The organism is Geminocystis herdmanii PCC 6308 (assembly GCF_000332235.1).
GTDB lineage: Bacteria > Cyanobacteriota > Cyanobacteriia > Cyanobacteriales > Cyanobacteriaceae > Geminocystis > Geminocystis herdmanii.
The window spans coordinates 2,402,512-2,416,225 of record NZ_CM001775.1; the positions used below are offsets into that span (position 1 = coordinate 2,402,512).

Consider the following 13,714-nt stretch of genomic DNA (forward strand, 5'->3'; position numbering starts at 1 on the left):
ATTAAGAATTAAGAATTAACAATTAAGAATTAACAATTAACAATTAATTATCTCCCTGTCTTCCTGTCCACCTGTCCACCTGTCCACCTGTCCACCTGTCCACCTGTCCACCTGTCCACCTGTCTCCTATTCTGCCGTGACTGAAAGATTACCGATAACGATCGAGGGTGTATAACACGAACCACTCCAAGCTCGATCGAACCCTAATAAGTTAACATCGAGTAAGGCATCATAAACATTTCCAGCCGTCATGGTGTCTTTAATTCTACCGATGATTTCTCCTTGTTTGACTCGATAACCCAAGTCGATATTGAAAGAAAAATCCCCCGAAATATCCGCACCTTCCCCTAAAATTTGATCAATAATGATGCCATCTCCCATATTTTTGATTAACTCCTCAAAGGAAAAATTACCTTCATCGATGACAAGATTAATTAAGTCAGGGGTAGGATAACTACCTAAACTTGGACGAAATCCGTTACCTGTATTGGCAATATTTAATTTTTGGGCGGTTTTTTTGTCGGTGTAAAAATTCTTCAAGATACCGTTTTCAATGAGTGAGAAGGGTTGCGAAATTGTACCTTCATCGTCAAATGGACAATTATAGGGTTGTAAGTCGGGTTGCTGACGGAGATTGAGACAGGAGGCGATAACTTGTTTTCCTTGGGATTGACTCCAAGGGGATGATTTATCGAGGATTTTCTTGCCGTTTAAGGCTTCTGTAACGGTTTCCCAGAGGGTGACGACGGCATTAGGGGTAAATAAGACGGGCATTTTTCCACTATTTACGGTGATATTTTTCTGCGCCCATTGTATTTTCTGTAAAACTGTCTTAATCATTGTCGTCAAATCAAGGGTTTCATGGCTATAGATGCCGTCATAAATGCCTAAAAAGTCTTCGTCTCTGACTAATTCTACTCCTAATGAAGCTGAATAACTATTGTCGGTTTGTTGGCAGTATAAACCACGAGAGTTAACTAGGGTGGTGGTTTCGGTTTCCCATTCTATGTCAAGATTTACAATTACTTCGGGATATTTTTCTGTAATATGCTCGATCGAATTTTTCCCTTGAGCAATCAAGGATTTAATATCTGGTTCTGAGGTAGAATTAGGATAGATTAATTTGGCTCGATCGTTTAAAAGAGGTTGCTCAGGTTCGTTTAATTCAGAAATAGCCTTGGCTTTAGCAATTAAATCATCTCCATTAAAATCTCCGTAGGCAACCACTAAACCGGGGCGACTATTATGCCACAATCTCAAGGCGATACCAGTAGTTTGAGAGCTTTCAATTTGTTTTAAACGATTAGCTTCAAAAGAAAGAGGGCGAGAGTAGGAATTTACTTGATACACTTCTGCATCATGAATGCCTTTTTTGAGAGTTAATGCCAATAATTCTTCTGCTAACATATAAAAAATAAACTACTCTAAACATTATTTAGCTTTATCTTATATTAAGTTTGGATAGTCCTTGATAAAAGAAGTTTATAGCAAGGGTTTTAACCCTCATTCTCTTGATTACAGCAAAGGTATAATGACTAAAGTCATCACTACAAACTTTTAGAGATTTTTTTTAAAACAGGCAAAACCTGCACGATGTAACAGTGAATGACGATAAACTAATTCGTTTAAGTTACGGCTATAACCACCGCCAATAACGGCGGCGATGGGATAACCATAGGCTAAACAAGTACTAATAACCTGCATTTCTCGGCGATATATTCCTGTATCCGTTAAACATAATTTTCCTAGTCGATCGCCTACATGGGTATCTACACCAGCATCATATAAAACAATATCAGGTTTCACTTGGGTAAGTAAATCGGGAAGATAACTAGCCAAAATTTGTAGATAACCGTCATCATCTAAGCCGATGGGTAAGGCGACATCGACATCGCTGTTTTGTTTACGATAGGGAAAGTTGGCTTCACAGTGCATGGAAAAAGTGAAAACTCGATCGTCCTGTGCGAAAATAAAGGCTGTACCATCTCCTTGATGTACGTCTAAATCCACTATCAAAATTTTTTTCACTAATCTTTCTTGTAATAAATAACGAGATGCGATGGCTAAATCATTAAAAATACAAAAACCTGAACCATAATCAGGAAAAGCGTGATGAGTGCCTCCTGCGGTGTTAAAACATATCCCCTGCTGTAAAGCTAATTTTACGGTTAATAGTGTGCCTCCTACGGCGGTACAGGTGCGTTTTATTAAGCCTTCACTCCAAGGCAAACCGATTCTTCTTTGTTTTTTAGGTTCTAATGTACCATTGCAAAAGTTTTCGACATAATCCCTAGTGTGAACTAATTGTAAAATATCATTACTGGCAATCTCAGGGGTATAGGTAGATTGAGGAGTGATTATGCCGTCTTTGAGTAACAATTCATGTAATAGTTTAAACTTTGGCATGGGAAAACGATGTTCTTCGGGCAAGGGAGTGACATAATTAGGATGATAGACAACGGGTAAACTCATGGATAAAAATGAGAGGGCAAAATTTTTTTATGATTAACTATCTATACCAATCCTAAATGATTCGTGAGAATTTTTGCCCCCTAACCCCCAATTCAGGGGATGTTACCTCACTATTTTCTTACAACTGATATAGGAATACTATATTATCTATTAACTATGAAAAATTATCCTAAATTTATTTCTTTAATACCTAATTTAATGGGGGGAGAAGGTCATATTATTCCTTATCATATTTCTATTAATAAAGCTACAAAAATTTTAAATTGGTCTCATGAGGTTATCTATTCTCCTGAAGCTAATTTACCTATCTTACCAGAAAATTGGTATGGAGTTTTAAGGGGAAATCAGTTAGAAAATGAGGCTAGTTTTTTTTATAAGTTACAACAAATTATTATTTTTGCTCGATCGATCTTAAACTATTTAAACAGTAAATTATCTCAAAATAACTCCTCTCGATCGAACATTATTTTTATTGAAAGATTTATTCATTTGCAGTTATTTGCTCTTTGGTTAGCGGTGTTATTTTTACCTAAAGATAACTTATATATTTGGGTTTTATATCGACATAATTTTCATCAACATAAAACAAAGTTTTTCTATAAATTACTCAATAAACTATTAAAAAAAACTGTAAAATCTGGGCATTTTGCTTTGTTTAGTGATAGTGAATTATTAGCTAATTCCATGACTAAATATTTTGACGAACCTTTTACAGTCATGCCGATTCCTCATACAGATTTTGTGACAAAATCTCCTAATAAAAATGATCATATCATTTGTTGGTGGGCAGGTCCTCCTAGGGAAGAAAAAGGCTGGAATATTATTAAACAATTAGCTGAATGTGTCACTCCTTTAGGGGATAATTTTATTTTGGTTGCGTCTAAAAGTGCTGATTTAAACATGGTTAATCAGGGGGTAAAGGTAATTTTTACAGAAGATAATTTACCCCGTGAAGATTATGAATATTGGTTAACAAAAACTGATATTATGTTAATTCCTTATGATTCGATCGCTTATGAAGAAAGAACATCAGGAGTTTTTACTGAAGCAATTATTGCGGGAAATATTCCCCTAACAACTAAAGATACATGGATGGCAAAAGAATTATTAAAATTTGGCTTAGATGAATTAATTATTAATTGGGATAATCCTCAACAAGTATGGGAAAAAATTAAGTATATTATTAATTGTGAGGAAACGAAAAAAAAATTAAAAATTATGCAAAAAGCCTATACTGATTTTCATAATTTGGATAGTTTTGCTCATCAGTTTAAGAAGTTGTTTTAAAAGTTTCTGAATCTCCCTAAATCCACCTTTTTCAAGGGAGACTTTTTATAATCTTTCGCCCTCAGGGGAGGAGAGACTTTTTATAATATTTTTAATAATTGATTAATTAAAAACCCTAGGCACTATTCACTCTCAATTCTCCATTCTCCATTCTCAATTCTCCATTCTCCATTCTCCATTCTCCATTCTTTCTTGTTGTCAATTTTCCTAAAATCATGAATAATTATGGATAAATCTATTAAAAAATGATCAAATATGAGCTTAGAATATCCTGATGATTTAAGATACCTTGATTCTCATGAGTATGTTCGTTTAGACGGTGAAATCGCTACGGTGGGCATTACTGCTTTTGCTATTGAGGAATTAGGAGATATTGTTTTTTTGGAGTTACCAGAATTGGGAGATGCCATTGGTGTTGAGGATAATATTGGTACTGTAGAATCGGTTAAGGCGGTGTCGGAAATTTATTCTCCTGTATCGGGTACAGTAATCGATCGTAATGAAATGTTAATTGAATCTCCAGAATCGATCGTAGATGATCCCTATGGGGAGGGTTGGTTTATAAAGGTTAGACTAGATAATCCTGATGATGACTTAGAAGATACTTTATCGGCGGATGAGTATAAATCCTTAGTTGAACCTGAAGAAGACTAAAAACAGAAAACCTTTGTAGAGACGTAAAATTTTATGTCTCTATCGACAATTCGATCGACTCAAAGATATAATACAACTGTTAAAAAGATGAAAATTAAAGCAATAATTCATACTGCCGAAGAGGGTGGATATTGGGCAGAAGTACCAATTCTTCAAGGATGCTATACCCAAGGAGAAACCATTGAAGAAGTTTTAGAAAATCTTCAAGAAGTAATAAGTTTGTATGCAGAAGATGAACCAGAAAATCTTAATCCTTATTTAAAAAATTATTCGATCGTCTCAAAGGTATAAAATAACTGATAAGAAGATGAAAAATAAAGAGATTTTTACTAATATTTTCTATCCTCATCAATAAAATTACACTGATTATCCAGAGCTTGAGTTAACAATTTCATATACTCTCTATTGTCGATGATATAAGAACCAAATCTTTCTAAATGGGGATTTTGCATTTGAGCATCAAATAATACAAAGTTGTTCGATCGAAGATGTTCTACTAATTTAACCATCGCCACCTTAGAAGCATTAGGAATATTAAAAAACATCGATTCCCCAATAAATGCTCCTCTAATCACAATACCTAAGATACCTCCTGCTAATTTATCATCTTGCCATGTTTCAAAACTATAAGCCCACCCCGCTTGATTCAATTGTAGATAAATGTCGATTAATTCCGATGAAATCCAAGTGGTATCTCGATGGGCGCAACCCTGACAAACTCCTAAAAAATCTCGATTGATTGCTACAGAAAAAGTATTTTTATTTAATACCCGTTGTAGAGATTTAGGGTAACGAAATCGATCGTCCAGAGGAATTAAAGTTCTTTGGTTACTAGAATACCATCCCAACTGCTGATAATCGTCAGCCATTAAAAAATTACCGTGGGCATAACCTTGAATAATAGACGGAATATCTATCATAAATAATGGACTAAATATATATAATTTCAAATAAAGGAAACCTATATAATATTAAATCATGTCTCAACCCATTCCTCCTATTGTCTTACCCCCAATACAAAATCCAGAATTAGAACGACAGTGGTTAGAATCCGCTTTACGCCAATGGTTGAATGAAGAATTTATCCCCGAAATAATCAACGATACGATCGCCTTCCGTGCCTCTCAAATTTTTATTCGTCAAAGACTGGAGGGAGAAAATGATCTTGGTTGTCTGGTGATTGCGATCGTAACTGAAATGCAGTCTTTTGATTTTCAGAAAAGTTTTTATAGTGAGTTTGCCATCGCCAATGCTGTTAGTGATTTAATTCTCAACAGTGGTATTAATCTCGTCTGAGTGTTAGGGTGTTCAGGTGTTAGGGTATTAGGGGTATTAGGGTGTTAGGGTGTTGGGGAGATTTTAAGTTTTTTCTGTTATGGATTCGGGGATAGTTTCCCCGTTGGCTTCCATATCTAAGTACTCATGCAAAATAGATTGTGAATTTTAAAATTAATTAAAATAACTTACATCTTTGTTGCCTCTTGCCTTTTGCCTTTTGCCTTTCATAAAGTAAACATACAATTAATTTTGCCTACTCACTTACGATACTTGTTTTACTTGATAAAATTTTCCATTTTCCATTCTCAATTCTCAATTCTCCATTCTCCATTAAATCGTAACAAAAGATACTAGACGCATTTTCCCTTATCTTTATTCTAAGAACATCAAATTTATCTCTAAATAAACATTTTTTTCTCAAATAATGAGTAGAATTATTTATAAGGTGGCGAGAACAAAAAAAGTCAGAAATAATATAGATGAGACTATTGTAGTTATTCACCAATGGGGTATTTATGAACTGGATGTTAAGTAGTCGAAAATTAAATAGTTATCATAAGTCTCTTAATTACCTCGATCGATGTATATATTTATGTGGTGATCTGGATTCAGCATCCATTGATTTAGATACTATTAATATTCCCATTGCCTTAGTGAAAACGGATACCCATAAATTAATTTATAGTAATACCAGTTTTCAACAAATCTTTAGTAGTTACCACCATAACCTAGAAGATAATCCCCTCGAAAATTATATCAAGCCTTATACCGTTGAACAAATTTTTGCCTTAGCCACAGAAAATCCTTACTTATTGATTCCTCAAAATTCCACCATCGAAAATAGGCAATTTAACGATTTATATAGTTTATCTCTCAATATTGTGACGTGGAAAGGAGAAAAAGTGATCATCGCTATATTTCATCCTATTACCCATAAATCGATCGTCGATTTAACCGCAGAATTATCTCATTTATCTTCTTTACTTAACAACCTTCCTTCCGTAGTTTATCGTTGTCGTCTTGATGAAAGATGGACTTGTGAGTATATTAGTCAAAATTGCTGGGATTTGACGGGGTATGAATCCATCGATTTTATCAAGAATAATAAGATTAGTTTTCAAGATTTAATTTATCCGTGCGATCGAGCATTTGTAACTCAAGAAGTTAATACAGCTTTAGCATCTCATACCATGTACCAATTAGAATATAGAATAGTCCATAAATCTGGTGGTGTCAAGTGGGTATGGGAACAAGGGCAGGGAATATACTCTCCTACAGGCGAAATCTTATTTTTAGAAGGATTAATAATAGATATTACCGAGAAAAGAAAAATCGAACAAGAAAAATCTTTATTACTCAATATCACCCAAGCCGTTACCACTTCTGTGGATTTTGAAACTGCCCTACTTTATACCCTACAAAAAGTATGTCAAGAAACAGACTGGGATTTTGGGGAAGCATGGTTGCCTGATAGTGAAGGGGAATTTTTTTATTATTCTACCTCATGGTTTGCTCCTGAAAAAAATGAACAAGTGTGCCATGATTGCGATCAATCGAGTGATAAAATTTCTTTAGCAGATTTTACCAAAGAAAGTTATAATTTTTTCTTTCAATCTTCCGTCGGTTTACCCGGTAATATTTGGAAAGAAAAACAAGCTATATGGGTAAAAGATATAACCCAAGAAGATTGGTTTTTACGGCGAGAATTAGCTAAAAAATGTGGCTTAAAAACAGCTTTTGGAGTGCCGGTTTTAGCAGGAGAAGAAGTAGTTGCTATTTTAATCTTTTTCTGTCGTCAATGTCTCAGCATCGATGAAAATTTACTCCAAGTAGTGGAAACCATTGCTTCTCAATTAGGTACAGTATTTAAACATAAACAAATAGAATTAGAGTTATATCAAAGTCAACGCCAATTAGCTACTATTGTTGACTCCACTTCAGGAATGTTTTTTAGAATTGCTTGTGATGAGCATTGGGCAAAAGATTATATTAGCCAAGGATGCGAAAAATTGACAGGTTATGCCGTGTCAGAATTATTAGTTAAAGGAAAAATTGACTTAGCAAAATTTACTCATCCCCTCGATTTACAGCAGGTGTTAATTGTTATTAAAACTAACCTTGAAAAACGCCAAAACTATACCATTGAATATCGTATTTTTACCAAAAATAACCAAGAAAAATGGGTGTGGGAAAAAGGAAAAGGTATTTTTAATCGAGAAGGTAAATTATTAGGTATCGAAGGTTGGATTACAGACATCAGCGATCGAAAACACATGGAAGAAGCCTTAAATAAAGCTGAAAATCGTTATCGTCATTTTTTTGAGAATGCCATAGAAGGAATTTTTCAAAGCACTGCCGATGGTTATTATCTTAACGCTAATAATGCCTTAGCTAAAATTTATGGCTATGATACTCCCTTACAACTGATGCAAAATTTGAATGATATTGACAATTGCTTATATGTGCAACCTGACAGGAGAAAGGAATTTAAACAAATATTAGAGCAACAGGAAGCTATTACTAACTTTGAATCTCAAGTTTATCGTCGAGATGGTACGATTATTTGGATTTCCGAAAATGCCCGTGCCGTCAGAAATAGTCATGGAGATTTACTCTATTATGAAGGTACGGTGGAAGATGTGACTAAATATCGTGAAACCCAAGAAAAATTACACCATCAAGCCTTTTACGACAATCTGACTCAATTACCTAATCGCACTCTTTTCTTACAACATCTTAGTAACAGTATTCATAAATTGAGAGAATTTTCTGATGCTGGGTATCAGTTTAGCGTTTTATTCCTTGATTGCGATCGATTTAAAGCCGTCAATGATAGTTTAGGGCATGGAGTAGGAGACTTATTATTGGTTGCCATCGGAGAAAGATTACAAACTTGTCTAGGAGAAAAAGACATTGTTGCTAGACTTGGGGGAGATGAATTTACTATTTTGTGTGATGAAATCACCGATATTAAAGATGTGGTGAAATTAGCAGAAACCATCTACTCCGCCTTTAAACCTCCTTTTATGGTTAATCAACATCAATTATACTGCGGGGTAAGTATGGGTATATTTTTTAGTAGTAGCGTTGATATTGAAGAATATAACTATTTAAGCCCTGCCCAAGTCTTACAATATGCTGATACTGCCTTATACAAAGCAAAATCTCAAAAACGGGGTTATTATCAAGTATTTCAAGGGCAAATGCAAAATGAAGCCTTAGAAGAATTGGAATTAGAAAATGAAATTAGACAAGGTTTAATTGAAGAAGAATTTTGTCTTTATTATCAACCAATAATGGAGATTTATAGCGGAAAAATTAAAGGATTTGAGAGTTTAATTCGTTGGAATCATCCCCAAAAAGGATTAATGACTCCTAATCAATTTATTGATTTAGCCGAGCAAACGGGCTTAATTATTCCTATGGGTTTTAGTATCTTAAAACAAGCCTGTCATCAGTTAACAAAATGGCATAATCAACTCTCAACATATAATCCCCATCATCAAGATTTACCGATTCTTAGTGTTAATTTATCCTGTCAAGAATTTAATACGGAAAACTTTTTAACTATCATTGATGAAATCATCGAAGAAACGGGGATAAATCCGAACTATATTAAGTTAGAAATTACTGAAAGTTGTTGTATTTTTCAAGAAGAATTTACTGTGGATATTTTACAACAAATAATCGATCGAAAAATGCAATTATGGATAGATGATTTTGGTACAGGATATTCTAGTTTAAGCTATTTACATAAATTACCTATTCACGGTTTAAAGCTCGATCGATATTTTACCGCTAATCTCGAAGAAAATCCCAATAAAGTAAAAATAGTCAAAGCCATTTTATCCTTAGCACAAGACTTAGGCTTAGAAGTCGTAGCCGAAGGAATTGAAACCAAAGAACAACTGATCATCTTAGAAGAAATAGGCTGTAAACTAGGACAAGGTTACTTATTTTCTCGCCCTTTATGCCCAGAAAATGCCTTTGATTTTTTCCACTATCCCCGTTGTATGTAAGGAATAGGGAATTGGGGAATTGGGGAGTTGGGGAGTTGGGGAGTTAGGGAATTGGGGAGTTGGGGAGTTGGGGAATTGGGGAGTTGGGGAGTTGGGGAGTTGGGGAGTTAGGGAATTGGGGAGTTGGGGAGTTGGGGAGTTGGGGAATTTGGGAATTGGGGAGTTAATAATTGTTAATTCTTAATTGTTAATTCTTAATTGTTAATTCTCAATTCTTAATTCTCAATTCTTAATTCTTAATTCTTCCTTTGTCGATTTTAATAATTTGGGATTCTTTTAATAATTTATCGTCAAAATAATTTAAGTGAGTCGTGGTAATAAAAGTTTGAAAACGATTTCCCAATGAATCTAATAATTGGTGTTGTCGTTTTAAGTCTAATTCTGCCATTACATCATCTAATAATAACAACGGAGGTTCGCCAATTACTTCCTCTATTAGTTGCAATTCTGCTAATTTAAGAGCTAGTACCAATGTTCTTTGTTGTCCTTGAGAGCCATAATTTCTAGCGGTAGAATCGTTGATGATAAAATCAATTTCGTCTCGATGAGGTCCTACTAATGTAGTTGCGATCGAAATTTCTGAGTTACGCTTATCTTCAATTTGTAGCTTAATATTGTGGTGTATTTCCTCAATATCATCTTTTTTATAGGCAATATTAGGGAGATAAATAATGTCTAATTTTTCAGTTTTATCACTTATTTGAGTATGCCAAAATTTAGCAAAAGGTTCTAATTTTTGTAAAACTCTCCCCCTTCTTCTCATGACTCGACAACCATTTTCGATTAATTTATCATCCCATAATTTTAACTCTAATTCTTGGGAAGGAGATAATTCATAATAGCTATTAATGCCTAATTTTTTAAAGTTTTTTAAGAGAGCATTTCTTTGTTTTAAGACTAAGTTATATTGTTTAATAATATAAGAATAAACTGGTTCTAATTGAATTAAAAGATTATCAACCCAAATCCTTCTATATTCGGGTGAACCTCTGACTAAATCTATATCTAAACTAGAAAAAAGTACCATATTAACTACTCCTAAAAAGTCTAAATTTTTACTAACTTTTTCATGGTTAACTGTTAGTTCTCTTTTGCCTTTAAAGGGCAACATAATGCCTAAGTTATAATCAGTAAATTTACGACTAATATTTGCTATAATTTTACTATAAATTCGATCTTTATACACTAAGTCTTGATCTCTACTGGTACGATGACTTTTTAAGGTTGATAAGAGTTCGATCGATTCTAATAAATTTGATTTTCCTTGGGCATTATCTCCTAATATAATAATTTTATTACTATTAAAAATAACTTCTTCTTCAATATAATTACGAAAATAACTTAGTTTAAGACTATTTAAAAACATGAATAAAATTTAAAGAAAAATAGTTGAATAATTATTTGCTATAGCAATCAGGAATCATTTGTGAGAAATAAATTATTAGAAAAAATATCGAAGATACGACTAATCTTGCCTTTTGCCTTTTGCCTCTTGCCTTTGATGATAAGATAATTTTCACAACTCATAACTGACTGCTATATGACTGATTTTTGTACAAATAATTTAATATTATGATCTAGTTTGACCTTAGAGATTAGAAATTTTTGCTTGATATTCTTGCTTAGTAATAATACCATTATCTAAAGCCTCCTTGAGTTTTGAAATCTTATCTTTATTGCGTTGCAAACGTCTTTCTTGTAAAATTTTATCCCTAGTATTAGATTCTAATTCTTGGAGTTTTTCTTCATACTCATCTTGATCTAAAATACCTTGAGAAAAAGCATCTTGCAATTTTTTTATTTTATCTTCAAGGAGAAAATTAACTTCATAATCATCTATTTGTTTTTCCAGAAGATTTTTTTTCCTTAAAAATTCACTTTCTGTTAAGATTTCATCCCCAAAAGCTATCTCTAATTTATTAATTTCTTTTTCTAATTCCTCAATAATCTGTTTTTGATTAGGATTTTTAAAAACATTATTTTGATAAGAAAAATCTGGTTTTTTGATTTCAATATTAGGGGGATTAATATTATCAATATCTGCTTTAATTCGACTATAGTTTAAGTCATTTTCCACATAGGATAATAACTCATTTTCTAAAACCAAACCCCAACCCGCATTGGCAACCCCCGTTAAAACGGTAAATCCTCCTGTAAATATACCAGCAAAACCAGCTCCAGCGATATTTTGAAACCACTTTCCTCGACTGGTTTCAATGATAAATTCCCTTTGATTAGTAAATTTATCTTGGGAAATATAAATCTGGATTTTAAAGGCTAAATTAGTGCCTAATAATGTTCTAATTGCGCCTGTTTTTCGTGCTTGAATCAAATAAATATCTTGTTTTTCAATTCCTTCTACTTCATATTGTTTTGCTTTAAACCAAACAATAATCGCTCGATATATTCTTTCTAAATCTTGATTATTTTGATATACGAAATAATTTTTTGCCATAACTTTAATACTTAATAATTTAATTACCTAATTGCGCTGTTATCATTATATTTTATCGTTATCGCAAAATGTGAGCTAAATATAGCAATCCTAAATCAGTTATAAAATTTTCGCCCCCTAACCCCCAAATTTGGGGGAATAAAAGGGGGATTGTCCAGAAATTATTTACCACTGGTATAGTTTCAGTCGTTTAAAAGATTGAAAAAAATATGGGGTAATATATAAGATAAGGATAGAGCAAGTATCCATTACTTTTACCACTTAATTAAATGATATGTCAGAACAAAGATTAAAACAAGTAGAGATACTTTTGGAAAGTTGTGCTAAATATATTTAATGTCAATTCTTATACTCATTACTCATTACTTCTTACTCTTTACTCCCATTAACCAGTCAATTTTTGGCTAGATGCAATATCTGAGTTAACTAGAGTCGATTGACTAAATCTCTGGCTTTGGTTATGGTAGAAGGTAAAACTCCCACAATTAAGGCAAAAACTTCATCAGGTACTCGATTGGCTGTGTTAGCATCAAACCAATGCTCAAATTGATTTAAAATTACTTGCGCCCTTTCATGGGGTATGGCATTATCAGTGATTTGCTTAATTAGTTTCACCCATTGTCGCCGAATTAAGTAACCTTTTTGTCTTTCTTGAGATGTTAATGGTTCTATTAATGATAGTTTACCCACAGGAATAACTTTTTGCAAATCTCGATCGAAACAACCCCCAACAATTGATCCCGGTCCAGCAAATTCGGCATAATAGGTTTTAATTAAGATTAAACCATTCTTTTTTTTGGGATTAATTAGTAGTAAACGTCTCCCCTGCAACAAATCATTAATATCATCTTCCGTAGAATTATTGCCAAAAGTCATGATCAAATTGATTTAACTAAAAGTAAACGCCGTTTACTAGGGATAAATAAACTATACAAATCAGTCTCTACTTGATGAATAGTATAACCATTGTTGAGATATAATTGCTGTCCTATATTATTATCAGCTAAAACGTGAAGATAAAGTTGATTAAATCCTAAATATTTCGCTATTTGTTCACATTTACATAATAATTTAGATGCAACCCCCTGACGGCGATAATTTTTACTCACCGCTAAATTAGATATATAGGGATATTTTTTTCTTCCTTGCCAACCGTAAACTGTACGCAAAGACAATTCTACACTACCAATAATTTTGTCTTTGGGCTGAGTGGAATTTTGTGTCTTTTTTTCAGCTACAATACAATAATAATTTTCCTCTTTTTGTAAACGACTTCGCAAATCTTCACAAACACCCATTTTCAAAAAAGGATAAATCCATAAACTCCAATCGTTAAAATGATTAAAACTATGGGTTAAAATATCTCCAATTTCGCTTATATCGTCAAGATGGGCTAGACGCACTAAAGTCGTAAATGATTCAGTGATAGAGGATGAAGGCGGTAAGCCATGGTGAGAATCAAAAAGAGATTGCACAGGAAATAATAGACTTCTTCCAGAAGTCGAGTAATGAGTAATGAGTAAGAAGTAATAAGTTAAGAAATTTATGT

13 protein-coding genes are annotated in these 13,714 nt (G+C 33.2%); 6 read left to right on the forward strand and 7 right to left on the reverse strand.

Annotated elements, in window-relative coordinates; all coding sequences use genetic code 11:
- Nucleotides 1-126: 126 nt before the first annotated feature.
- Entirely contained in the window at nt 127-1,407 is a 1,281-nt protein-coding gene (locus tag SYN6308_RS11935) for a TldD/PmbA family protein (protein WP_017294675.1), read from the reverse strand.
- Between the two features lie 150 nt (nt 1,408-1,557).
- A complete protein-coding gene (locus SYN6308_RS11940; RefSeq protein ID WP_017294676.1) occupies nt 1,558-2,472 on the reverse strand; it encodes a histone deacetylase family protein in 915 nt (304 codons plus the stop codon).
- 156 nt (nt 2,473-2,628) lie between these two features.
- Here SYN6308_RS11940 and SYN6308_RS11945 point away from each other — a divergent pair, with 156 nt between their 5' ends.
- From SYN6308_RS11945 to SYN6308_RS11955, 3 genes are all read left to right on the forward strand, one after another.
- On the forward strand, nt 2,629-3,759 hold the full coding sequence (locus SYN6308_RS11945; protein WP_017294677.1) for a hypothetical protein: 1,131 nt from the start codon (nt 2,629-2,631) through the stop codon (nt 3,757-3,759).
- Between the two features lie 255 nt (nt 3,760-4,014).
- Complete coding sequence (gcvH, locus tag SYN6308_RS11950; RefSeq protein WP_017294678.1) at nt 4,015-4,413, forward strand: glycine cleavage system protein GcvH; 399 nt, start codon at nt 4,015-4,017, stop codon at nt 4,411-4,413.
- A gap of 87 nt (nt 4,414-4,500) precedes the next feature.
- The gene (locus SYN6308_RS11955) at nt 4,501-4,704 is read left to right on the forward strand and encodes a type II toxin-antitoxin system HicB family antitoxin (RefSeq protein WP_017294679.1); all 204 of its coding nucleotides are present in this window, start codon (nt 4,501-4,503) and stop codon (nt 4,702-4,704) included.
- 38 nt (nt 4,705-4,742) lie between these two features.
- Here the strand turns inward: SYN6308_RS11955 and aat are convergent, their stop codons facing one another.
- A complete protein-coding gene (gene aat, locus SYN6308_RS11960) occupies nt 4,743-5,333 on the reverse strand; it encodes a leucyl/phenylalanyl-tRNA--protein transferase (protein ID WP_017294680.1) in 591 nt (196 codons plus the stop codon).
- Between the two features lie 58 nt (nt 5,334-5,391).
- Between aat and SYN6308_RS11965 the strand changes: the two genes are divergently transcribed.
- The 3 genes from SYN6308_RS11965 to SYN6308_RS24890 all read left to right on the forward strand — a co-directional run bounded on the left by SYN6308_RS11965 (nt 5,392) and on the right by SYN6308_RS24890 (nt 9,894).
- Nucleotides 5,392-5,709, forward strand: coding sequence for a hypothetical protein (locus SYN6308_RS11965; protein ID WP_017294681.1), 318 nt, complete (start codon nt 5,392-5,394; stop codon nt 5,707-5,709).
- A 497-nt stretch (nt 5,710-6,206) separates the two neighbouring features.
- Entirely contained in the window at nt 6,207-9,710 is a 3,504-nt protein-coding gene (locus SYN6308_RS24275) for an EAL domain-containing protein (protein ID WP_083879534.1), read from the forward strand.
- Nucleotides 9,711-9,729: 19 nt separating this feature from the next.
- A complete protein-coding gene (locus SYN6308_RS24890; protein ID WP_017294684.1) occupies nt 9,730-9,894 on the forward strand; it encodes a hypothetical protein in 165 nt (54 codons plus the stop codon).
- Between the two features lie 45 nt (nt 9,895-9,939).
- On the opposite strand, the gene recF is transcribed toward SYN6308_RS24890, so the two are convergent.
- From recF to SYN6308_RS12000, 4 genes are all read right to left on the reverse strand, one after another.
- A complete protein-coding gene (gene recF, locus SYN6308_RS11985; RefSeq protein ID WP_017294685.1) occupies nt 9,940-11,076 on the reverse strand; it encodes a DNA replication/repair protein RecF in 1,137 nt (378 codons plus the stop codon).
- A 222-nt stretch (nt 11,077-11,298) separates the two neighbouring features.
- Entirely contained in the window at nt 11,299-12,165 is an 867-nt protein-coding gene (locus SYN6308_RS11990; protein WP_017294686.1) for an SHOCT domain-containing protein, read from the reverse strand.
- Between the two features lie 426 nt (nt 12,166-12,591).
- Nucleotides 12,592-13,041, reverse strand: a complete 450-nt coding sequence (locus SYN6308_RS11995) for a hypothetical protein (RefSeq protein WP_017294687.1) — start codon at nt 13,039-13,041, stop codon at nt 12,592-12,594.
- Nucleotides 13,042-13,043: 2 nt separating this feature from the next.
- Nucleotides 13,044-13,640, reverse strand: coding sequence for a GNAT family N-acetyltransferase (locus tag SYN6308_RS12000; protein ID WP_017294688.1), 597 nt, complete (start codon nt 13,638-13,640; stop codon nt 13,044-13,046).
- Between the last annotated feature and the right edge of the window lie 74 nt (nt 13,641-13,714).

Bases quoted from the DNA above. Each gene is read 5' to 3' on its own strand.
- SYN6308_RS11935 (WP_017294675.1), bottom strand. From the start codon at position 1,407: ATGTTAGCAGAAGAATTATTGGCATTAACTCTCAAAAAAGGCATTCAT.
- SYN6308_RS11940 (WP_017294676.1), bottom strand. From the start codon at position 2,472: ATGAGTTTACCCGTTGTCTATCATCCTAATTATGTCACTCCCTTGCCC.
- SYN6308_RS11945 (WP_017294677.1), top strand. From the start codon at position 2,629: ATGAAAAATTATCCTAAATTTATTTCTTTAATACCTAATTTAATGGGG.
- gcvH (WP_017294678.1), top strand. From the start codon at position 4,015: ATGAGCTTAGAATATCCTGATGATTTAAGATACCTTGATTCTCATGAG.
- SYN6308_RS11955 (WP_017294679.1), top strand. From the start codon at position 4,501: ATGAAAATTAAAGCAATAATTCATACTGCCGAAGAGGGTGGATATTGG.
- aat (WP_017294680.1), bottom strand. From the start codon at position 5,333: ATGATAGATATTCCGTCTATTATTCAAGGTTATGCCCACGGTAATTTT.
- SYN6308_RS11965 (WP_017294681.1), top strand. From the start codon at position 5,392: ATGTCTCAACCCATTCCTCCTATTGTCTTACCCCCAATACAAAATCCA.
- SYN6308_RS24275 (WP_083879534.1), top strand. From the start codon at position 6,207: ATGAACTGGATGTTAAGTAGTCGAAAATTAAATAGTTATCATAAGTCT.
- recF (WP_017294685.1), bottom strand. From the start codon at position 11,076: ATGTTTTTAAATAGTCTTAAACTAAGTTATTTTCGTAATTATATTGAA.
- SYN6308_RS11990 (WP_017294686.1), bottom strand. From the start codon at position 12,165: ATGGCAAAAAATTATTTCGTATATCAAAATAATCAAGATTTAGAAAGA.
- SYN6308_RS11995 (WP_017294687.1), bottom strand. From the start codon at position 13,041: ATGACTTTTGGCAATAATTCTACGGAAGATGATATTAATGATTTGTTG.